Annotated in this window: 22 protein-coding genes; 13 read left to right on the top strand and 9 right to left on the bottom strand. The window is 32.4% G+C overall.

Annotation, left to right across the window (positions count from 1 at the left end; translation table 11 throughout):
• Positions 1–107: 107 nt before the first annotated feature.
• The 7 genes from Q0663_RS08610 (at position 108) to Q0663_RS08580 (ending at position 7,713) form a co-directional block, all read left to right on the top strand.
• Complete coding sequence (locus Q0663_RS08610) at positions 108–839, top strand: type III pantothenate kinase (protein ID WP_299009446.1); 732 nt, start codon at positions 108–110, stop codon at positions 837–839.
• Positions 832–2,091: a hypothetical protein gene (locus Q0663_RS08605; RefSeq protein WP_299009443.1), complete on the top strand. Its 1,260-nt coding sequence runs from the start codon at positions 832–834 to the stop codon at positions 2,089–2,091. The genes Q0663_RS08610 and Q0663_RS08605 overlap by 8 nt, the downstream gene beginning before the upstream one ends.
• A 15-nt stretch (positions 2,092–2,106) precedes the next feature.
• Complete coding sequence (locus tag Q0663_RS08600) at positions 2,107–3,417, top strand: hypothetical protein (protein ID WP_299009441.1); 1,311 nt, start codon at positions 2,107–2,109, stop codon at positions 3,415–3,417.
• 9 nt (positions 3,418–3,426) lie between these two features.
• On the top strand, positions 3,427–3,999 hold the full coding sequence (lptC, locus tag Q0663_RS08595; RefSeq protein WP_299009438.1) for an LPS export ABC transporter periplasmic protein LptC: 573 nt from the start codon (positions 3,427–3,429) through the stop codon (positions 3,997–3,999).
• The gene (locus Q0663_RS08590; RefSeq protein ID WP_028890542.1) at positions 3,999–4,196 is read left to right on the top strand and encodes a hypothetical protein; all 198 of its coding nucleotides are present in this window, start codon (positions 3,999–4,001) and stop codon (positions 4,194–4,196) included. Before lptC ends, Q0663_RS08590 begins: the two co-directional genes overlap by 1 nt.
• On the top strand, positions 4,196–5,488 hold the full coding sequence (locus Q0663_RS08585) for a hemolysin family protein (protein ID WP_299009436.1): 1,293 nt from the start codon (positions 4,196–4,198) through the stop codon (positions 5,486–5,488). Before Q0663_RS08590 ends, Q0663_RS08585 begins: the two co-directional genes overlap by 1 nt.
• Positions 5,489–5,595: 107 nt before the next feature.
• Positions 5,596–7,713 (top strand): peptidylprolyl isomerase, encoded by a 2,118-nt coding sequence (locus Q0663_RS08580; RefSeq protein WP_299009432.1) that lies wholly within the window; start codon positions 5,596–5,598, stop codon positions 7,711–7,713.
• 33 nt (positions 7,714–7,746) lie between these two features.
• Here Q0663_RS08580 and Q0663_RS08575 read toward each other — a convergent pair whose 3' ends face one another.
• On the bottom strand, positions 7,747–8,283 hold the full coding sequence (locus tag Q0663_RS08575; RefSeq protein WP_299009430.1) for a hypothetical protein: 537 nt from the start codon (positions 8,281–8,283) through the stop codon (positions 7,747–7,749).
• Between the two features lie 257 nt (positions 8,284–8,540).
• A complete protein-coding gene (gene lpdA / locus Q0663_RS08570; RefSeq protein WP_299009428.1) occupies positions 8,541–9,941 on the bottom strand; it encodes a dihydrolipoyl dehydrogenase in 1,401 nt (466 codons plus the stop codon).
• A 195-nt stretch (positions 9,942–10,136) separates the two neighbouring features.
• Between lpdA and Q0663_RS08565 the strand changes: the two genes are divergently transcribed.
• Positions 10,137–11,363, top strand: coding sequence for a glycosyltransferase (locus tag Q0663_RS08565; protein ID WP_299009425.1), 1,227 nt, complete (start codon positions 10,137–10,139; stop codon positions 11,361–11,363).
• Here the strand turns inward: Q0663_RS08565 and Q0663_RS08560 are convergent, their stop codons facing one another.
• The 4 genes from Q0663_RS08560 to Q0663_RS08545 form a co-directional block, all read right to left on the bottom strand.
• A complete protein-coding gene (locus Q0663_RS08560) occupies positions 11,364–13,391 on the bottom strand; it encodes a M3 family metallopeptidase (protein ID WP_299009423.1) in 2,028 nt (675 codons plus the stop codon).
• A gap of 81 nt (positions 13,392–13,472) precedes the next feature.
• On the bottom strand, positions 13,473–13,952 hold the full coding sequence (purE, locus tag Q0663_RS08555; protein ID WP_299009421.1) for a 5-(carboxyamino)imidazole ribonucleotide mutase: 480 nt from the start codon (positions 13,950–13,952) through the stop codon (positions 13,473–13,475).
• Between the two features lie 38 nt (positions 13,953–13,990).
• Entirely contained in the window at positions 13,991–15,148 is a 1,158-nt protein-coding gene (locus Q0663_RS08550; protein WP_299009419.1) for a 5-(carboxyamino)imidazole ribonucleotide synthase, read from the bottom strand.
• A 63-nt stretch (positions 15,149–15,211) separates the two neighbouring features.
• Positions 15,212–15,619, bottom strand: coding sequence for a Rieske 2Fe-2S domain-containing protein (locus tag Q0663_RS08545; RefSeq protein ID WP_299009417.1), 408 nt, complete (start codon positions 15,617–15,619; stop codon positions 15,212–15,214).
• A 198-nt stretch (positions 15,620–15,817) separates the two neighbouring features.
• Between Q0663_RS08545 and greA the strand changes: the two genes are divergently transcribed.
• From greA to Q0663_RS08530, 3 genes are all read left to right on the top strand, one after another.
• On the top strand, positions 15,818–16,291 hold the full coding sequence (gene greA / locus Q0663_RS08540; protein WP_274634670.1) for a transcription elongation factor GreA: 474 nt from the start codon (positions 15,818–15,820) through the stop codon (positions 16,289–16,291).
• Positions 16,292–16,370: 79 nt separating this feature from the next.
• The gene (locus Q0663_RS08535) at positions 16,371–16,763 is read left to right on the top strand and encodes an HIT family protein (protein ID WP_299009415.1); all 393 of its coding nucleotides are present in this window, start codon (positions 16,371–16,373) and stop codon (positions 16,761–16,763) included.
• An 18-nt stretch (positions 16,764–16,781) separates the two neighbouring features.
• Positions 16,782–16,976 (top strand): hypothetical protein, encoded by a 195-nt coding sequence (locus Q0663_RS08530; protein WP_299009413.1) that lies wholly within the window; start codon positions 16,782–16,784, stop codon positions 16,974–16,976.
• On the opposite strand, the gene Q0663_RS08525 is transcribed toward Q0663_RS08530, so the two are convergent.
• Positions 16,973–18,121, bottom strand: coding sequence for a HAMP domain-containing sensor histidine kinase (locus Q0663_RS08525; RefSeq protein WP_299009411.1), 1,149 nt, complete (start codon positions 18,119–18,121; stop codon positions 16,973–16,975). The genes Q0663_RS08530 and Q0663_RS08525 overlap by 4 nt on opposite strands.
• A gap of 75 nt (positions 18,122–18,196) precedes the next feature.
• Here Q0663_RS08525 and Q0663_RS08520 point away from each other — a divergent pair, with 75 nt between their 5' ends.
• Together Q0663_RS08520 and Q0663_RS08515 are read left to right on the top strand one after the other, a co-directional pair.
• On the top strand, positions 18,197–19,057 hold the full coding sequence (locus Q0663_RS08520) for a flavin reductase family protein (protein WP_299009408.1): 861 nt from the start codon (positions 18,197–18,199) through the stop codon (positions 19,055–19,057).
• A gap of 7 nt (positions 19,058–19,064) precedes the next feature.
• Complete coding sequence (locus Q0663_RS08515; RefSeq protein WP_125068815.1) at positions 19,065–19,430, top strand: DUF3127 domain-containing protein; 366 nt, start codon at positions 19,065–19,067, stop codon at positions 19,428–19,430.
• Positions 19,431–19,665: 235 nt separating this feature from the next.
• Here Q0663_RS08515 and Q0663_RS08510 read toward each other — a convergent pair whose 3' ends face one another.
• Both Q0663_RS08510 and Q0663_RS08505 read right to left on the bottom strand, forming a co-directional pair.
• Complete coding sequence (locus Q0663_RS08510) at positions 19,666–19,914, bottom strand: DUF1456 family protein (protein WP_047788507.1); 249 nt, start codon at positions 19,912–19,914, stop codon at positions 19,666–19,668.
• Between the two features lie 12 nt (positions 19,915–19,926).
• Complete coding sequence (locus Q0663_RS08505) at positions 19,927–20,562, bottom strand: VTT domain-containing protein (RefSeq protein ID WP_299009393.1); 636 nt, start codon at positions 20,560–20,562, stop codon at positions 19,927–19,929.
• Positions 20,563–20,614 lie beyond the last annotated feature (52 nt).

Raw genomic sequence — 20,614 nt, 5'->3', positions numbered from 1 at the left:
TTGCTACTTTCGTTAAGCGGATGCAAATATACAATCGTTTTTTAATTATACAAAGTAAAAACTTTAAAAAAATGTACCGTAAATTTACAAGCTCTAAGAAATGAAATATGAACCTAATTATTGATGTAGGCAATACAAGAGTTAAAGTAGCTGTTTTTGAATTAGATACTACTAAAGAATTTTTTGTTTTTGATAAAGCAGAAATACTTTCAGAAGTAAAAAAAATAATTTTAAATTTTTCAATTACTAGTAGTATTGTATCATCCGTAGCCCATTTTACAGAAGAAGAAAGGCAAGAAATAGCAGAACTTTTAAACCCGATTTTTTTAGATTCTACTACAAACGTTCCGTTTAAAAACAATTATAAAACCCCTAAGACATTAGGAGTAGATAGAATTGCATTAGCTTCTGCCGCGGTTAACAAGTATCCTAACAAAAACGTATTGGTTATTGATGCAGGAACTTGTATTACATATGATTTTATTACAAAAGAGGGTGAGTATTTAGGAGGTGCAATCTCACCAGGTATTAAAATGAGGTACAAAGCATTACATAATTTTACGGCTAAATTACCCTTATTAGAACCGAGTAAACTTGAAAGTTTTATAGGAGTTGATACTAATACTTCAATACATTCGGGGGTTATTAATGGAGTTTGTAAAGAAATTGACGGAATAATTAAGCAATATCAAAAAAAGTATTCAGATTTAACAGTAGTTTTAACAGGAGGAGACACATATTTTTTGTCAAAACAATTAAAAAGTGTCATATTTGCCCATCCAAATTTTGTTTTGGAAGGATTACATACTATTTTGATACACAACTTAGCGAATGATTAAGAGATTTATATTAGGAGTTTTTGTATTTACTACATCAACAATATTAGCGCAAAGAAACAGTGCTTCACCATACTCTTATTTTGGAATAGGAGAGAGTTTTGAAGCAGTAACAGTTGAGCAAGCTTCTATGGGGGGAATTGGTGTTGCCATGAAAAATAATCATCACTTAAATTTTACAAATCCAGCAGCGAACGCTGATTTAAGGGCAGCTACTTATGCAATTGGAGGAAGCCTAACATTTTTAACAGTAAAAGAAGCAAATGAATCTCAAACAGGAAACTCAACAAGCTTAAGGTATATTTCTCTTGGTTTTCCAGTAGGAAAAAAAGCAGGTTTTTCGGTTGGTTTACAACCTTTTTCTTCAGTAGGATATTCACTGATAGATAAAGAAAATACAGAAGATGTTACTGTGTTTTCTGGTGAAGGAGGAGCTAATAAAATCTATGCGAGCTATGGTATTTACGCATACAAAGGTTTGTCGTTAGGTGTTGAAGCAGGTTTTGTTTTCGGAAACATAGAGAATAATGTTTTTAATAAAAGAGCAGATGTAGTGTTAGCTACCTCGCACGAAGAATCTTTTAATGTAAGAGGAGGACAGTTTAAGTTAGGAACACAATATAAGACAGAGCTAAAAAATAAGTTACAGTTATTTGCAGGAGCTTCGTTTACCTTATCATCTGATCTATCAGTAAAAGGAAACGAAATATTGTATTCTGTTTCAGATGATGACGGGAAAATTAAGGCAGAGTTGTTTAACAGACCTTTAAATGGAAATATTAACGTACCATTGAAAAGTGTATATGGTTTTGGTATAGGGAAGGAGAATAAATGGTATGTAGGAGTAAATCAACAATCTCAAAGTGCTTTAGGTAGTAATAGTGTGTTTATTACTGATGGACAGTCTCACAAATATGACGATTCAAGTAAATTTTCTATAGGAGGATATTACATTCCAAAAATAAATTCAATTTCTAGTTATTGGGATAGAGTTACCTATAGAGCAGGTTTACGTTTTGAAGACACAGGTTTGTTAGTAAAAACAACTGATAATTTTGAGCCAGTAAAAGACTTTGGCATAAATGTTGGACTAGGATTGCCATTACCAAGACAATTATCAAATCTTAATTTAGGATTTGAGTATGGGCAAAGAGGAACAACTAACAATAACTTAATAAAAGAGAATTATTTTAACGTAAGATTAAGTTTATCTTTGAATAGTATTAAATGGTTCCATAAAAATAAAATAGATTAACAAAAACTGAGAACGATGAAAAAAATTACGTATTTACTTACAGGATTATTTTTGTTTGTAGCCGTAAATGGAGCAAAAGCGCAAGCAAGCCAAGAGTGTCATATTAAGTATAATCTTTTTAAAGGAGATGTAACAACAAAAAAATATACACAAGCTAAACCTAATCTAGAGTATTTACTAGATAACTGTGCTGGTTTATCTATTAATATATATAAGTATGGAGCTAAAGTTGCAGAAAACTTGAAAGATCCAGCCTTAGCCAAAAAGGTGTATGAAACAAGGTTAGCTAACTTTCCAGATAAAGATCCTGCAAAAGCACATAGTGATTATGCTGAGTTCTTGAGTGAAAATAAATTAGCGTCAGATGATGAAGTTTTTGAAATCTTAAAAAAGGCTTATGATATCTCTCCAAAAGACATGGGAGTAAAAAATATCTTTAGATATTTCCAAATAATAGCAGATAAGTACCAAGATACAGAGCCTCAAAAAGTATTTGATACCTATGATGATGTAATGGAATCTGTAGAAGAAAAGTTAGAAGATTACAGTAAAAAGATAGCAAAGCTACAACAAAAGGATTCTGTAGGAACAATTACGTCAAGAGAAAAAAGAAACTTAAGAGCTTATACGATTAATTCTGGGTTATTAGGTAAAGTTGAAGGAGGATTAGATGCTAAAATTTCTAAAATTGCTACTTGTGAAAGGTTAATACCAATTTATTCTAGAGATTTTGAATCAAAGAAGGCTGATGGAGTTTGGTTGAAAAGAGCGGTGTCAAGAATGTATAACAAAGAATGTACAGCTGATCCTTTATTTGAAAAGTTAGCTAACGAATATGCTAAAGTAACTCAATCTGCAGACGCTTATAACTTTTTAGCAGGGGTTTTAGCTAAACATGGAGATAAGAGTGGAGCTGCTGAAATGAGAAAGAAAGCATTCGACTTAGAAACAGATCCGTTTAAAAAGGCTAAGTATAAATTAAGAGAAGCACAAAGTGCTAGCGGAAGTAGAGCTAGAGCATTAGCTTATGAAGCTTTAAAGTACAACCCTAATATGGGAAAAGCATATTTATTCATTGCAAGTTTATATCAAAGAAGTGTAAACTCTTGTGGTAGTGACGAGTTTGAAAAAAGAATGGTATATGTTGCAGCTCTAAATAAAGCAATTAAAGCAAACCAAGTAGATCCAGGATGTGGAGCAGGAAGATATATTTCTAGTTACAGAAAGAATGTACCATCTAAAAAATTAGTTTTCCAAAAAGGGTTGGCTTCAGGAGCAAGCTATAGAGTAGGATGTTGGATTGGAGAAACTGTTCGAGTACCTTAATAAACTGTAATGCTTAAAAAAGCAAGACATACATATAGTAACATTGCTACCATTTGTTTGGTAGCAATGTTTTTTTCTTGTACGAACTCAAAAAAGGAAGTACGAGATTTTTTAGCAGACAAAAACTTACCAGTAGGATCTGCTATAGATATTTATCATGTTCATAAAGACTCAGGAAGAGTAACATCCAAAACCAAAGCCCCTGTGTTTTATGATTTTTCAAATAGAAAAGAACATCCATATAAAGAGTTTCCTAAAGGAATAGAAATTATTACAATTGATAAAACAGGAACAGACTCAACTACAATTTCAGGAAATTATGCGTTAACTTACGACAAAACTAAGGTGTCTGAAATTAGAGGGAATGTAGTAATAACCAATCACTCAAAACAAACAAAACTAGAAACCAATCAGTTGTTTTGGGATCAAGAAGAGCATTATTTCTTTGCAGAAGACGGTTTTCGTTTTACCACACCAGAAAGTGTAATTAATGGCTACGGATTTGAGTCGAACGAAGGTTTAACCAAATGGATGGCTAAAGATATTACAGGAGATATAGAAACAATACAAAAAGATATATAATGAACACACTTTGGAAATATTTACAATACGGATACCTAGTTGTAGGAATTATCTTTTTTGTTGAAGGTATCTTAAAATGGAATTCAGATAAAGAGCAAGCATTTATTATGTTTGGTTTTGCTATCTTTATCATATTAATTTTCTTCTTTAAACGACACTTTAGAAGAAAAGTACAAGAAAGAAACAAACAACGTTAATGCAACCCGAACTCGTAATTATTTTTGTGTCTATTCTATTTTCAGCCTTTTTTTCTGGAATGGAAATAGCCTTTATTTCAGCAAATAAACTTCATATAGAGTTAGAAAAGAAAAGAGAAGGTATTGTAGCTATAATCTTGTCAAAACTAACCGAAAAATCATCGAAATTTATTACTACTATGCTAGTGGGTAACAATGTTGCTTTAGTAGTGTATAGTTATTTTATGGGGGAATTGTTAATGGGGTGGTTTCAATCATTTTTACCATCAGATTTTACAGTGGTAAACTATCTGTTGTCTGATGTTAGTTTACTTACACAAACACTTATATCAACAATAATAATATTAGTTACTGCAGAGTTTTTGCCCAAAGCTATTTTTAGAATTTACGCAAATGAGATTTTAAAACTATTTGCTGTACCAGCCTATGTTTTTTATGTGTTTTTTTACGGAGTTACATGGGTAATTACTAAAATTTCAGATTTTTGCTTGCGAGTTTTTTTCCGAACAAAAGAAGACGAAATTCAAACAGAATTTAGTAAAGAAGAATTAGGGAATTATATTTCTGAACAATTAGATGCAGGTAATGATGAAAAGGAAGTAGATTCTGAAATTCAAATCTTCCAAAATGCGTTAGAATTTCACAAGGTAAAAGCACGTGAAATAATGGTGCCAAGAACAGAAATTGTAGCTGTAGATTTACACGAGTCTGTAAGTAACTTAAAAAAAATGTTTATAGACTCAGGCTTGTCTAAAATTTTGGTTTATAAAAATTCATTAGATGATATTTTGGGGTATGTAAATGCTTTCGAGTTGTTTAAAAAACCTAATACGATTAAATCTATTTTATTACCAGTAGAATTCGTGCCAGAATCTATGATTATAAATGATGTTCTTAACAATCTAATAAAAAAGCGTAAAAGCATTGCAGTAGTTGTAGATGAATACGGAGGAACGTCAGGTATTATTACTGTAGAAGATATTGTTGAAGAGTTGTTTGGAGAGATTGAAGACGAACACGACACTCAACAGTTATTAGAAGAAAAAATTGGAGAATACGAGTACAGTTTTTCAGCACGCTTAGAAGTAGATTACCTAAATGAAGAATACGGTTTAAATATCCCTAAAGAAGAAGCGTACGAAACTTTAGGAGGTTTTATCTTAAATTATACAGAAACAATTCCTCAGCAAGACGAAGTTTTACATATTGAAAACTTTGAAATAAAAATTTTAAAAGTAAGTGCTACAAAAATTGATGATATTTACTTTAAGGTAATCAATAAAGGAGATTAACTTATCAGTATTTCTCTAGAGAACTCCCTCAAAAACAGCATAAAAAAACATTGCATTATTTACTTTGAAATTGTATTTTCGCACACTGTTAATAAAATAAATGACGTATGGCAATTTTATCGAAAATTAGAGAACGCTCAATGTTCTTAATTCTTGTAATTGGTTTAGCACTTTTTGCATTTGTATTAGACCCTTCTACAATATCAGACTTTTTTAGCGCAAGTAAAGTAAATGAAATAGGTGAAGTTAATGGCGAAGCCATTTCTCGTCAGGAGTTTGCAGAAGCTTTAGAGGCTTACAAAACGCAAACAGGTAATAGCGTTTCTGAAATGCAAGCGGCTAAAGTGGTTTGGAATAACTTACTTCGTCAAAAAATTTACGAAAAACAATTAGAAGATGCAGGAATTACTGTAGGTGAGGCAGATATTATGAATGCTTTATATGAGACTCCTGTTGTACAAGGTGACCCAAGATTTTTAACCTCGGGTATTTTCGATAAAAATAAGTTAAAAGAACATTTAGCAACAATAAAGGAAGAAAATGGTCAAGAGTGGGCCGCATGGCAAAACTACATGGCTTCCTTAAAAAGTAATATAGAAAAAACAACGTATGATAAATTAGTAGCTGCTGGTTTAGGAGCTTCTTTAAAGGAAGGAGAAGCACAATACTTAACTGAGAATACCAAGGTTTCAGGAAAATATGTATACGTTCCGTATTCAACTATTGCTGATAGTTTAGTAACGTTAAAGAAAAGTGATGTTCAAAATTATATTAACAAACATCAAGATGCTTTTCAAGTTGAAGCTTCAAGAGATATCAACTTTGTAAAGTTTAATATAGAGCCTACGTCGGAAGATGAAGAAGCTATCAAAGCTAATGTAGCTAAGTTAATTGATGATTCAGTAGTTAACAATACTCCTGTTAAAGGATTAAAAAATACCACAAATTATAGTGAGTTTTTAGAAGAAAACGATTCTGATTTAGGATTAGATAATAACTACAAGTTTAAAGTTCAGGTTCCGCAAGTAATAGCAGAGGATATTTTCAACGGAAAAGAAGGAGATGTATTCGGGCCATACAAAGATGCTGGATTCTTTAAATTATCTAAAATTACAGAAGTAAAACAATTACCAGATTCTGCTCAGGCAAGTCATATTTTAATTCCTTTTATTGGTTCTGCAAGTGCTGATGCAACAGTTGTTCAAACTGAAGAAGAAGCTAAACAAACAGCAGATAGTTTATTAGCTGTGGTAAAAGCAAATAAATCTAAGTTTGCTGATTTAGCTAAAGAAATGTCATCAGATCAAGGTTCTGCTGAAAAAGGAGGGTTTTATGATTGGTTTGCTTACAACAGAATGGTGCCATCATTCAGAGACTTTGTTTTCAACGGAAAAGAAGGTGATATGGGAGTTGTAAAATCTCAATTCGGATTCCACGTAATTAAAATTGACGGACAAAAGAACTTTCAACCAGTAGTTAAACTAGCTACTTTTGGACGTAAGATAGAAGCTTCAGAAGAAACAGAAAATACAGTATTCCAAAATGCAGAAACATTTGCTTTAGAATTAGCTAATGGAAAAGCTTTTGAAGAAGTTGTAAAAGAGAAAAATTTAAGTTCATTACCAGCTGTAGGGTTAAAGTCATTAGATGAAAACGTACCAGGTGTAGGTAATGAAAGACAAATTATTACTTGGGCTTTTGAACCAGAAACTGAAGAAGGAAGCTACAAGCGCTTTGATGTTGAAGGAGGATATATTGTAGCGGTATTAACAGCTAAAACAGCTAAAGGTTTAATGCCAGTTGATAAGGCAATTGCTACTGTTCGTCCTATTTTAACAAACGAAAGAAAAGCTAAGATGATTGAAGATAAGATGAGCGGAGCTACTTTAGAAGAAATCGCTAAATCTGCAAGTCAATCAGTAAGAGTTGCAACGGATGTAAACTTACAATCACCAACAATTTCTGGTGTAGGATTTGAGCCTAAAGTAGTAGGAGCAATGATTAACGCTAAAGAAAACGAAGTGGTTAAAAACGTAGCAGGAGATAAAGGTGTATTTGCTTTTGTAGTTGAAAAGAGAGAAGAGCCAACAGCATTACCAAACTACGATACTTTTAGAAAGCGTATCGCTGCTGAAAGACAGAACAAAGGATTCCAAATGTATGAGGCGGTTAAAAAAGCGTCTGAAATTGAAGATAATATGAGTTCTTTCTACGGAATTCAATAAGAAATAACGTCATACAAATAAAAAAATCCCGAATTAAGTAGTTCGGGATTTTTTATTACAAGGAATAGTGTCGATTTTTTCTAACTTATTTTGTATTCTTTTGAACCAATTTATAGAATCAAGATTCTTTTTATTGGTCAAAACAAACTTTCTTATAGGGGTTAACTTTGTTCCATGGTTTTGATAATGAATGACATTAAAAACCCCAAGAGTATTTTTAGTGTAAGAATGATTGCTATACTTTTTTGAATTTTCCCAAAACATCGATTCGTTTAAACTTGGAATTAAAATTAAAGAATCTCCTTTTTTCTGTTTAAAAATATTATCTATATATCCTTCGTTTGTAAGGTCTCCTGAGTAAAATAGTATTCCGTTTTTAGGAATATATAATGTATATCTATCATTGTTTTTTTGGATAGACTGCCCGCACTCAATATTATCAAATATTAATATTTCACCGTTAAAATTTTCTTCAATAATAACTTCTAGTTTTAATGTTTTATATTTTAAATATTCATGATGAATTAAGTTTACTACAAACATAAATAGTAACCCTATAAGTACAGGCATGATTGACCAAATGAGTTTGTTTTTTAAACTTTCAGAAGAAAGCCATAATAAAACCAAACAGATAATATAAGTTGATGTAAAAAAAAATAAATAGTAAGGAGATGCACAGTAGTATGGTTAGTACAGCAAATATTTTTCCATATTTAAATAAGTTTCTACTTTTCATTTTTGTTTAAAAATACAAAAGCAACCTCAAATGAGATTGCTTTTTTAAATATTTAAGATTGCTTCAACTTTTAAAGTTTCGCAATAACGTTTTAAGCATTTAATGGTTGTCCATCCCAAGCTGCTTTTGCTGCTTCTTTTACAGCTTCAGAATACGTTGGGTGTCCATGACAAATACGCGCTAAATCTTCTGCAGAAGCTCTGTATTCCATTGCTACGGCAGCTTCCATAATTAAGTCAGCAACACGAGCACCTACCATATGAACTCCTAATACTTCATCGGTATTTTTATCAGCCAATACTTTTACAAATCCGTCTAAATCTCCACTTGCACGAGAACGCCCTAATGCACGCATAGAGAATTTTCCAGACTTATAATCAACACCAGCATCTTTTAATTCTTGTTCAGTTTTACCAACAGCCGCTACTTCTGGCCATGTATAAACAATACCAGGAATTAAGTTATAGTCAATATGAGGTTTTTGTCCAGCTAAATATTCAGCAACCACAACACCTTCTTCTTCTGCTTTATGTGCTAACATAGCTCCACGAACTACATCACCAATTGCATAAATGTTAGAAACGTTAGTTTGTAAATGATCATTTACTTCAACCATTCCTCTTTCAGTAACTTTTACACCTGCTTTTTCTAAAGCTAATCCATCAGTATACGGACGACGACCTACAGAAACTAAACAGTAATCACCAGTAAAAGTAACTTCTTCTCCTTTTTTATTGGTAGCTTTCACCACAACTTCGTCACCATTTCTTTCAACAGAAGTAACTCCGTGGCTAGCATTAATTTTCATTCCTTGTTTCTTTAAAACTTTAGTCAGTTCTTTAGAAACATCTCTATCCATGGTTGGAGTAATTGTTGGAGCGTACTCGATAACAGTTACCTCAGCACCTAAACGCTTGTAAACAGAACCTAACTCTAAACCAATAACACCACCACCAATAACTAATAAGTGCTTAGGAACTTCAGGAAGTTTTAAAGCTTCTGTAGAAGTAATTACACGCTCTTTATCAATAGTAATAAATGGTAAAGAAGATGGTTTAGAACCCGTAGCTATAATAATGTTAGTACCTTCAATTACTTCTTCAGTACCATCATTTTTAGTGATTTTTACGTGTGTAGCATCTTCAAAAGATCCTAAACCTTCGTAAACTTCAATATTATTTTTATCCATTAAATATTTGATACCTCCTGTAGTAGTTTCTACTACATTTGCTTTACGAGCTACCATTTTTCCGAAGTCAAAAGAAGGCTTCTCAACAGAGATACCATGCTCTTCGAAATGATTTACTGCATCATAGTAATGGTGCGAAGAATCTAATAAAGCTTTTGAAGGAATACATCCAACATTTAAACAAGTTCCACCTAAAGTCGAGTATTTTTCAATGATAGCAACTTTAGAACCTAATTGAGCGGCTCTGATAGCAGCGATATATCCTCCTGGACCAGAACCAATAACGATTAAATCGTATTTCATGAGTTGTGTTTTTATAATATTACATGCCTGATAAATTGTTAGATATTTATCAGATTGTCTTTGTTTTTCAGAATACTAAGCGCAAAATTACGTATAATTGTTGATTTGTTGAAAAATGTAAGCTATAAGTTTTTTGAGCCATGTTTATGAGGTTGTACAGACTTATTATCTGATTTAAAACTGTAGTTTTGTAATATGCAACAACTTTTAATTATTGGGTATGTTTGGGTAGAAAAAACAACAGGAGCTGGTAACCGAATGTTACAGCTAATTAATGTTTTTAAAAACCATAATTATACCATCACTTTTGCTACGCCAGCTCAAAAAACCGAAAACTCTTTAAACTTAGCTGAGTTAGGTATAGAAGAGAAATCTATTGAATTGAATTCAAGTTCTTTTGATGATTTTATTAAGGAACTTCAACCCGATGTTGTGTTATTCGATCGTTTTATGATGGAAGAACAATTCGGTTGGCGTGTAGCAGAACATTGCCCGAAAGCGTTACGAATTTTAGATACAGAAGATTTACATTTTTTACGAAAAGTACGTCATCAACAATTAAAAAAAGGGGAACAATTTTCGACAGAAGCTTTGTTGAAATCGGATGAAGCAAAGAGAGAAATAGCTGCTATTTTACGTTGTGATATGAGTCTGATTATTTCAGCTTATGAAATCCAGCTTTTGAAGGAAGTTTTTAAGATTGATGAAGCTTTGTTATATCATTTACCTTTTTTGTTGGATACAATAGATGCTGAAGCTATTCAGAAATGGAAGTCTTTTGAAGAACGAGAACATTTTGTGTTTGTTGGGAACTTTTTTCATGCTCCAAATGTCGATGCCGTTTTACAATTAAAAACAATCTGGAAATACATCAGAAAAAAAATACCAAGTGCTGAATTACATATTTACGGAGCTTATGTTACGCAACAAGTTCAACAATTGCATAAACCCAAAGAAGGGTTTATCGTTAAAGGTTTTGCTGATGATGCTTTAGAGGTGGTTAAGAATGCGAAGGTTGTTTTAGCACCTATCCGTTTTGGTGCGGGAATAAAAGGAAAACTAACCGAAGCAATGGAATGTGGAACTCCAAGTGTTACCACTTCGATAGGGGCAGAAGGAATGCATGCCAACTTACCTTGGAACGGATTTATAGAGGATGATTTTGAGAAGTTTGCCTACAAAGCTGTAGAGCTGTATACTTATGATATTCTTTGGAAAAAGGCTCAACAAAAAGGAATAGAGATTATTAATTCACTGTATGATAAAGAAGTGTTAGAGATTTCTTTTATGAAGAGAATTAAAAAAATCCAAGAAAACCTTGAAACACATCGTACGCAAAATTTTCTTGGAAGTTTGTTACAACATCAAACCTTACAGGCTACAAAATTTATGAGCAAGTGGATTGAAGATAAGAATAAGTAATTATTTTAATAATCCAGCACGTCTTAATAAAGCATCAGGTTTTGGTTCTCTACCTCTAAAACGTTTGTATAATTCCATAGGCTCTTCTGTTCCTCCTTTAGATAATACATTGTTTTTAAATTTATCTGCAACTTCTTTATTAAAAATACCTTCCTCTTTAAAATATTCAAAAGCATCGGCATCTAAAACCTCTGCCCATTTGTATGAATAATACCCAGCTGAGTATCCGCCTTGAAAAACATGAGAGAAAGAAGTACTCATACAGTTTTCAGCTACATCAGGGTATAATTTAGTCTCAGCAAAAGCATTCGTTTCAAACTCTTTTACATCAGCAATAGTTTCAGGAGAATTCCCAGAGTGCCAAGACATATCTAATAATCCGAAGCTTAATTGACGCAAGGTTTGCATACCTTCATGGAAACTCGCAGATTCTTTAATTTTCTCAACATATTCCATAGGAATAATTGCTCCTGTTTCATAATGTTTTGCAAATAATTCCAGCGCTTCTTTTTCGTAACACCAGTTTTCTAAAACTTGACTAGGTAGCTCAACAAAATCCCAAGAAACTGAAGTTCCTGATAAGCTTTTGTAAGTAGTATTTGCTAACATTCCGTGTAAAGCATGGCCAAATTCGTGGAATAGGGTAGTAACTTCGTTAAAAGTTAATAAAGAAGGCTTAGTTTGCGTAGGTTTGGTAAAGTTACAAACGATAGAGACTTGAGGTCTTTCATTAACTCCATTACTAATATATTGTGATTTGTATGAAGTCATCCACGCACCATTACGTTTTCCTGGTCTCGGATGAAAATCAGCATATAAGTAAGAAACAAAATTTCCGTCCGTATCTTTTACAGCGTAGGTTTTGACATCTTCATGATACTTATCAATAGTGTTAATTTCTTCAAATTGTAAACCAAAAAGCTTGTTAGACACAGTAAAAACCCCGTCAATTACATTCTCTAACTTAAAATAAGGCTTTAATAACTCTTGGTCTAAGTTAAACAACTCTTTTTTTAACTTTTCAGAATAGTAAGCACCATCCCATTTTTGTAACTGGTCTATTCCGTCTAGTTTTTTAGCATAGGCTTCTAAATTATCAAACTCACGTTGCGCAGCAGGTTTCGCTTTTTCTAACAATTCATTTAAAAACTCCATAACCTTTTCTGGAGTTTCAGCCATACGCTCTTCTAATACAAAATGAGCGTGGGTTTTATAACCTAATAGGTTGGCACGTTTGTGGCGTAAGGTTACAATATCTTTTACAATTTGCTCATTATTGTATTCATTTTGTTGAAACCCCTTCTTACCAAAAGCTATTGCTAACTTTTTTCTCAATTCTCTATTATCAGCATAGGTCATAAAAGGAATATAGCTTGGATAATCTAGGGTAATCATCCAACCTTCTTTACCTTTCGAGTTCGCAAGTTCTTTAGCAGCTTCTTTAGCGCTTTCAGGCAACCCTGCTAAATCATCTTCATGGGTAATTAATAATTCAAAGGCATTGGTTTCAGCCAATACATGCTCTCCAAACTGTAACGATAATTTTGCTAACTCAGCATCAATTTTGCGAAGCTCAGTTTTATCAGTTTCATTTAAATTTGCTCCATTACGTGCAAAACTTTTGTATTGCTTATCTAACAACATTTCTTGCTCAGGAGTCAAGTTTAAATCAGGCAATTGATCGTATACAGTTTTTACACGTTTAAATAACCCCTCATTTAAAATCATATCGTTTCTAAACTCACTTAACCAAGGAGAAATATCTTTCGCTATCTTTTGAATTTCTTCATTTGTTTCAGCAGAGTTTAAGTTGAAAAAGATAGAAGTAGCTCTATCTAATTTATTACCTGTGTTGTCCAAAGCAACCGTAGTGTTTTCAAAAGTTGGAGCTTCAGAATTTTCTACAATAGCATCAATTTCGTCTTTAGCTATTTGTATAGCTTCTTTTATAGCGGGTTTATAATCTTCTTCTTTAATTTGAGAAAAAGGGGGCGTATTAAAATCTTGTAAAAGTGGATTTTTAGTCATGAAAATTTAGTTTAAAAAATTGAAGAAACCTCACAAATAAAAAATCTGTGAGGTCTTCAAGTTAATATTGTACTAAGGTACTTATTTTTTTATGCTTTCAGAAGCTTTTTCAACTTTCAGTTTTAAGCCTTCTTTATATGCGATAATTTTGTCTAACACACATTTGTCTGAAGCTCCAATAATTTGTGCAGCTAAGATTCCTGCATTTTTTGCTCCGTCTAAAGCTACAGTAGCCACAGGAACACCACCTGGCATTTGAAGGATAGATAAAACAGAATCCCAACCATCAATAGAGTTTCTACTTTTTACAGGAACTCCAATTACTGGTAACGGACTCATACTAGCTACCATTCCAGGTAAATGTGCAGCACCTCCAGCACCAGCAACTATAACTTGTACTCCGCGTTTGTGTGCATTGTTAGCGTAATCGAATAATTTTTCAGGAGTTCTGTGTGCAGATACGATATCTACTTCAACTTGAATATCAAAACTCTCTAAAATATCAATTGCTTCTTGCATAATTGGAAGATCAGAATCGCTTCCCATGATAATTCCTACCATAAATTTATGTTTTTGTCATCTCGAACGTAGTCGAGAGGTTATTTTGCTATTACCTTAATGGTTTCTTTTACTTGTTGAGCGACTTTTCTCGCCTCATTTATATCTTCATTCACAATAGTTACATGTCCCATTTTACGGAAAGGTTTGGTTGTCTTTTTTCCGTAGATATGAGGGGTAACTCCGTCAATCTTTAGAATTTCTTCAATGTTTTCGTATACGACATCACCAGTATAGCCTTCTGCACCAACTAAGTTCACCATAATTCCAGCAACTTTACTATTGGTATTTCCTAATGGAAGGTTTAAAATACTACGCAAATGTTGTTCAAATTGACTAGTATAACTTGCTTCAATAGAATAATGCCCTGAATTGTGAGTTCTTGGAGCTACTTCATTTACTAAGATTTGGTCATCTTCAGTTTGAAACATTTCTACCGCAAGTAAACCAACAAACCCAAAAGCATCCACTACTTTTAGTGCTATTTCACGTGCTTTTTGAGCAATGGTATCTTCAATTCTTGCAGGGCAAATTACATATTCTACTTGGTTTGCTTCTGGATGAAATTCCATTTCTACAACAGGATAGGTTTTGGTTTCTCCGTTAGCATTTCTAGCAACAATAACTGCCAGTTCATTTTTAAAAGGAATTAGTTTTTCAGAAATACACTCTCCTGTAGGTAGTCCTTCTAAATCGTTAATTGAACGAACTATTTTTACACCATTTCCATCGTAGCCAAACCTTGCCGATTTCCATACGAAAGGAAAGGTAATAGCTTCGTTACTGATAGAATGTTTTAATTCTTCTAAGGAAGTAAAGCGAGAAAAAGCCGCTGTTGGAATTCCCTTGTCGTGATAAAACACTTTTTGATGTGCTTTGTTTTGAATAGTTCTTAAGTTCTTCGGCTTAGGAAAAATAGTTAATCCTTCAGCTTCTAAAGCATCTAAGGCGTCAATGTTTACGTTTTCAATTTCAATAGTAAGTACATCTACTTTTTTTCCGAAGTTGTAAACAGTATCATAGTCTAATAAATCTCCTTGATGAAATTCATTGCAAATTTGAGCACAAGGTGCATCGGTATTACTATCTAAAATAACAGTATGGATGTCAAATTTTTGCGTTTCGGCAAGTAACATTCTTCCTAACTGACCGCCTCCTAGAACGCCCAATTTAAAGTTTGAAGAAAAATAATTTTTCACGATAAATGTGTTAGTTGTGTTGTAGCTGCAAAAATAAGAATCTAATTCTTAGTACAAATGGTATTAACTAGATATTCTTAGTTGAGAATTACTAATTTGAGTAACAAAATACATAAATGCATGACAACCTTCACCATCTAAAGGGGCTCCATCAGAAATATAACTGTATTTTTTGTCATCACAAGGACATATAATTTCTACCCCGTTAAATGTCATTAAAGAATTACAATTTCTTTCAGGACACTGTTGGTCAAAAGCTCTGAAGTTATTTCCAATTCTAAAAATATACACATTTCTTCCTTGAAGAACTGTTTCAACTGTACCGCCAGCTGTTAGTAGACTTTGGTATTCAGGTAATGTTAAATCGACAATAGTATTTACTTGTAAGCCTAAAAAGCAGTTGCTTGTGCGAGTGTTCTCGCTACAGCTGAAACAAATTATAACAAAAAATAAGTAAAAGAATTTTTTCATTGTTTTAGTACAGAGTTGATATCATAACGTGACGAAGTTACAAATATTTTGTACATTTGTGTAACAATCTCATTCCTTCGGGCGTGGGATTTTTAAATTTAACCCACAGGGTTTTAGGAAGAAAGGTTATATGCTTCTTGGCTAAATGTTGAGTAAAGCATATAGGATTTTGTTTATAATTTAAAAAAAGGAGAAAAGATGAGTAATGTATCATATTATACGGAGGAAGGATTAAAAAAGCTTAAGGAAGAATTAGCGCAATTAGAACAAGTTGAAAGACCAAGAGTTTCTCAAGAAATTGCTGATGCTCGCGATAAAGGAGATTTAAGTGAGAATGCTGAATACCATGCGGCAAAAGAGGAGCAATCGCTGTTAGAAACAAAAATTGCAAAACTAAAAAATGTGGTAGCAAACGCTCGTGTTGTAGACGAGAGTCAGTTAGATACATCTAAGATTTTAATTCATTCAATTGTTAAAATTAAAAATACTACTAACGGCATGGAGTTTACCTATACTTTAGTGGCTGATAGTGAGAGTGATGTAAGAAACGGAAAATTATCTGTAAACTCACCAATAGGTAAAGGTTTGTTAGGTAAAAAAGTAGGTGAGGTAGCTGAAATTCAAGTTCCTAATGGAATAATGAAATTTGAAATTGTTGAAATTTCTAGATAGATTTTTTAAAATAATTATAGTTAAAGCGTTGCTTATGCAACGCTTTTTTTATTTTTACTAAACACAAAAACAGTATAAAATGGCAAGTATTTTTACAAAAATAATCAACGGAGAAATTCCATCCTATAAAATAGCAGAAGACGATAACTATTTTGCTTTTTTAGATATCAATCCTAATGCTAAAGGACATACCTTGGTAATTCCGAAACGAGAAGAAGATAAATTATTCGATTTATCGAAAGAAGAGTATGATGGATTAATGTCATTTTCATACAGAGTAGCAAAAGCGATAGAAAAAACAATTCCTTGCGAACGTATAGGAATGAGTGTAATTGGTTTAGAAGTACCACATGTGCATGTACATTTAATTCCGTTAGATACGATGGAAGATATTCGATTTACAAAGAAAGAAAAATTAACGAATGAAGAGTTTGTAGCAGTTGCAGAAGGAATTGCTAAGAATTTTGAGTAATAACAATAAAAAAGAGCTATGAAAAAGTGGGTTAAAACTGGTTTAAGTTGGGGATTTACGATGTTTTTACTAATAGTTGTTGTTTTTCCTTGGTTTCAAGGTAAAGAAATAACCGTTAAAAGTGTTGTAGTAGGAATAATTTTATGGGGAATTGGAGGTCTTCTTTTTGGACTTTCAATGAAAAGTAGGTTAGAGGGAAAAGAAAAAAATTAAACCTTATTCAATAAAATCTCAAACGTAGTTCCTTTTCCTAGTTCAGATTTTAATACATGTATTTTTCCGTTGTGGTAATCTTCAATAATTCGTTTAGAGAGCGATAACCCGAGTCCCCAACCACGTTTTTTAGTGGTAAAACCAGGATTAAATATTTGTGTAAACTGAGATTTAGGAATTCCTTTTCCGGTATCTAAAATTAGGATTTTTACATTTTTAGAGCTTTCACTAATGCTAACAGATAATCTCCCTTTGCCTTGCATAGCATCAATAGCATTTTTAATTAAGTTCTCTATTACCCAACCATATAATTCGGTGTTTAAGTTGGTTTGGATTTCTTCAGCTTCAGTAGTAAAAGAAAAAGAAATTTGTTTAGAACTTCTATTTTCTAAGTAATCAAAAGCAGTTTTAGTAATCGATACAATGTTGTTGGATTTTAACTCAGGAAGAGATCCTATTTTAGAAAAACGATTTGCGATGGTGTTTAAACGGCGAACATCTTTTTCAATTTCATCAACATAATCACTACTTACATTTTCAGTACGTAAAATAGCAATCCATCCTAATAAAGAAGAAAGAGGCGTTCCTATTTGATGCGCTGTTTCTTTGGCCATACCTGTCCATAACTTATTTTGTTCGGCAACTTTATTCGATTTATAAACCATATAAATAATGGTGAGAAACAAGCCTAAAATTAGTACTAGTGCAAGTGGATAATATTTTAGTCGGTATAAAAGATCGGAGTTTCTATAATAAATGTATTCTTTAACCCCTAAATACTCGATTACAATTGGCTCATTTTGATTTTTCATAACGTACAATTGCTGTTGAAGGTATTTAGGGTCTTTCGACTTGATAGAATCTAGATTGTTAAATTCTTTAATGTCACCATTTTCATGAACTGAAATGGTAGGAATGTTTTCTATCGTTTGGTAAACTTTTGTTACTAAATTAAAACTACCGTTAGAATCAGAATTAGCTGCAGCTTCTTTAATAGCAGTGGCATAAATCTCCATCTTAGCGCGTTCATCTTTTTTGAATTTTTGAAAAAACACATAGGTATTCCATAAAATAAATAAAACGATAAGTAATGAAATACTAATAGCAATACGTTTTACCCAGTAAGTGTTTCTAAAAAAAACCATCAATCAAATATAAACTATTATCTAGAATAACTAAATTTATAAATAGGTAGTATATTTACACTAAAATTATATAGAATGTTATCAATAAACCCTAAAGATATACCAACTTCTAAACTTCATGGATATTTATTAGGAGCTGTAGCTCCAAGACCTATTGCTTTTGCAAGTACTGTAGATGCAGATGGAAACCCAAATTTATCACCATTTAGTTTTTTTAATGTATTTGGGGCAAACCCACCAATTATGATTTTTTCTCCAGCACGTAGTGTAAGAGGAAATAAAACCAAACATACATTAGACAATGCTGAAGCAACCAAAGAAGTGGTTATTAATATTGTGAATTACGATATTGTTCAGCAAATGTCGTTGAGTAGTACGATGTACCCTAAAGGAGTAAATGAGTTTATAAAAGCTGGTTTTACGATGTTGCCATCAGATGAGATAAAGCCGTTTAGAGTAGCGGAGTCTCCTGTACAATTTGAGTGTAAAGTAAAAGATATCATTTATACAGGTGAAGAAGGTGGAGCAGGAAACTTAATTGTTTGTGAGGTAGTAAAACTACATGTAAACGAAGATGTATTGGCAGAAGATGGTAGTATAGACCAACATAAAATAGATTTAGTAGCCAGAGCAGGAGGCAATTATTACAGTAGAGCAAGAGATGGCTTTTTTGAAATTCCAAAACCATTAACTACCTTAGGAATTGGAGTAGACCAAATTCCTGAAGAAATAAGAAGCAGTAATGTATTAACAGGTAATAATCTAGGAATGTTAGGGAATGTAGAACAGTTACCTAGCGATGAAGATGTTAATAACTTTGCGAAAGAACATGCACAATTTGTGGGTATTTCAACTGAAAAAAAACATACTTTTGCACAAGAGTATTTACAAAACAATGATGTAGAAAGTGCTTGGAAGGTACTTTTAATTAAATAGATAAGAAATGGAAGTAATAGGAAAAATTAAATTAATTAACGAGACACAAACATTTGGGTCTAACGGATTTAGAAAGCGTGAACTAGTAGTAACTACTGATGAGCAATATCCTCAAATGTTATTAATTGAATTTATTCAAGATAAATGTGATTTATTAAACAGTTATCAGGTAGGGCAAGATGTAAAGGTTTCTATTAATTTAAGAGGAAGAGAATGGATTAATCCACAAGGAGAAGCTAAATACTTCAACTCTATTCAAGGATGGAGAATTGAAAACTTAGCACAAGCTGCTTCACAAAACATTCCACCAGCTGATCAATTTGAGCCAGCTCCAGATTTATCTGCTAACGAACCAGATGATTTACCATTCTAAGAATATTTAGAAAACCATGAATACAAAAAAGAGCGCTAAATTAGCGCTCTTTTTGTGTTTTGCGGAAAACTACATTTTTATTTACGGATATGTCTTTTACTCAATGAAAAGAGAGCTGTACATTTGTAATGTAATCGTTCAATAAAAGATATTGAGTGAGGAATTTAAGGGGAAAATAAAAACCTTCTGATTTAAATCAGAAGGTTTTTTAATTATATAAGTGTTAGTGGTGTGGTTACTTTTTTGTTGGCTTTTTCTCAGGCATCGGACCTCTTAAATGAATAATTAATCCGTTTAAAAAGTTACGTAAAAATTGATCGCCGCACTCCATATACTTAGGGTGATCTTCTTTTCTGAAAATAGCGTTGATTTCCGATTTAGAAACTTTAAAATCTACCAAAGCACAGATGTCAATAATATCAGTATCTCTTAATTTATGTGCTACTCGTAGCTTTTTAAAAATATCGTTGTTAGTTAGTCCCATAATTGTTTTAAGTTAATTTACTACCGAAAAAATAGCCCATGCATAAATAGCAAAACGAGCAAAACGAAATAAGCCTACAAAAACTACATTTTTAAAAGGGTATTTAATCATACCAGCAGTTAAACAGCTAATGGCAAAAGGTAGTGGTAATAGTGCACCTACTAAAATTAAAAACCCACCCCATTTACTAGTGTTTTTAAGGTTTTTAGCCATTTTAACCTCTAAATAATTTCTTACAGAGTCAATCTTTAAAGAAGCCCTACCTATGAAGTAAGCACACAAACCTCCTAAATAAGATAAGGTAGCTAATAAAGAAATATTTACAATAGGATCTTCAGTTTTCTTAGACCAAGCGATGAAAATCTCTGGCGGAATTAATCCTAAAATAGTTTCAGAGATAAAAAAAGTAATTAAAACTCCTGTTCTAGAAAAGGTTTCAGTCATGGTTTGTAAACCATCGTTAATATTATAAACATACTTGTTAAATAATAATATACCAACAACAGCTCCAACAATTGGCCAAAAAGCTTTCTTCAAGCTAATCCAAATGAACATGTAAAAACCAGTGCGATTATAGTAGTTGTGTAAACGTTTATAATGCGGCTTATCTATTTTCTTTTTGTTATTTTTTTTATTCTTTTTACTCATCGCTAAAAAAGCCTCTAATTTTTAGGAATAGCAAAAGTACGAGGTAATTAGA

This window comes from uncultured Tenacibaculum sp., from assembly GCF_947504135.1.
Lineage (GTDB): Bacteria > Bacteroidota > Bacteroidia > Flavobacteriales > Flavobacteriaceae > Polaribacter.
Note: the sequence above shows the minus strand (reverse complement) of the source record. Positions and strands in the feature narration are given on the sequence as shown.

Excerpts from the sequence above, each read along its gene's own strand:
- Q0663_RS08610 (WP_299009446.1), top strand. The coding sequence starts at position 108 with ATGAACCTAATTATTGATGTAGGCAATACAAGAGTTAAAGTAGCTGTT.
- Q0663_RS08605 (WP_299009443.1), top strand. The coding sequence starts at position 832 with ATGATTAAGAGATTTATATTAGGAGTTTTTGTATTTACTACATCAACA.
- Q0663_RS08600 (WP_299009441.1), top strand. The coding sequence starts at position 2,107 with ATGAAAAAAATTACGTATTTACTTACAGGATTATTTTTGTTTGTAGCC.
- lptC (WP_299009438.1), top strand. The coding sequence starts at position 3,427 with ATGCTTAAAAAAGCAAGACATACATATAGTAACATTGCTACCATTTGT.
- Q0663_RS08590 (WP_028890542.1), top strand. The coding sequence starts at position 3,999 with ATGAACACACTTTGGAAATATTTACAATACGGATACCTAGTTGTAGGA.
- Q0663_RS08585 (WP_299009436.1), top strand. The coding sequence starts at position 4,196 with ATGCAACCCGAACTCGTAATTATTTTTGTGTCTATTCTATTTTCAGCC.
- Q0663_RS08580 (WP_299009432.1), top strand. The coding sequence starts at position 5,596 with ATGGCAATTTTATCGAAAATTAGAGAACGCTCAATGTTCTTAATTCTT.
- Q0663_RS08575 (WP_299009430.1), bottom strand. The coding sequence starts at position 8,283 with ATGCCTGTACTTATAGGGTTACTATTTATGTTTGTAGTAAACTTAATT.
- lpdA (WP_299009428.1), bottom strand. The coding sequence starts at position 9,941 with ATGAAATACGATTTAATCGTTATTGGTTCTGGTCCAGGAGGATATATC.
- Q0663_RS08565 (WP_299009425.1), top strand. The coding sequence starts at position 10,137 with ATGCAACAACTTTTAATTATTGGGTATGTTTGGGTAGAAAAAACAACA.
- Q0663_RS08560 (WP_299009423.1), bottom strand. The coding sequence starts at position 13,391 with ATGACTAAAAATCCACTTTTACAAGATTTTAATACGCCCCCTTTTTCT.
- purE (WP_299009421.1), bottom strand. The coding sequence starts at position 13,952 with ATGGTAGGAATTATCATGGGAAGCGATTCTGATCTTCCAATTATGCAA.
- Q0663_RS08545 (WP_299009417.1), bottom strand. The coding sequence starts at position 15,619 with ATGAAAAAATTCTTTTACTTATTTTTTGTTATAATTTGTTTCAGCTGT.
- greA (WP_274634670.1), top strand. The coding sequence starts at position 15,818 with ATGAGTAATGTATCATATTATACGGAGGAAGGATTAAAAAAGCTTAAG.
- Q0663_RS08535 (WP_299009415.1), top strand. The coding sequence starts at position 16,371 with ATGGCAAGTATTTTTACAAAAATAATCAACGGAGAAATTCCATCCTAT.
- Q0663_RS08530 (WP_299009413.1), top strand. The coding sequence starts at position 16,782 with ATGAAAAAGTGGGTTAAAACTGGTTTAAGTTGGGGATTTACGATGTTT.
- Q0663_RS08525 (WP_299009411.1), bottom strand. The coding sequence starts at position 18,121 with ATGGTTTTTTTTAGAAACACTTACTGGGTAAAACGTATTGCTATTAGT.
- Q0663_RS08520 (WP_299009408.1), top strand. The coding sequence starts at position 18,197 with ATGTTATCAATAAACCCTAAAGATATACCAACTTCTAAACTTCATGGA.
- Q0663_RS08515 (WP_125068815.1), top strand. The coding sequence starts at position 19,065 with ATGGAAGTAATAGGAAAAATTAAATTAATTAACGAGACACAAACATTT.
- Q0663_RS08510 (WP_047788507.1), bottom strand. The coding sequence starts at position 19,914 with ATGGGACTAACTAACAACGATATTTTTAAAAAGCTACGAGTAGCACAT.
- Q0663_RS08505 (WP_299009393.1), bottom strand. The coding sequence starts at position 20,562 with ATGAGTAAAAAGAATAAAAAAAATAACAAAAAGAAAATAGATAAGCCG.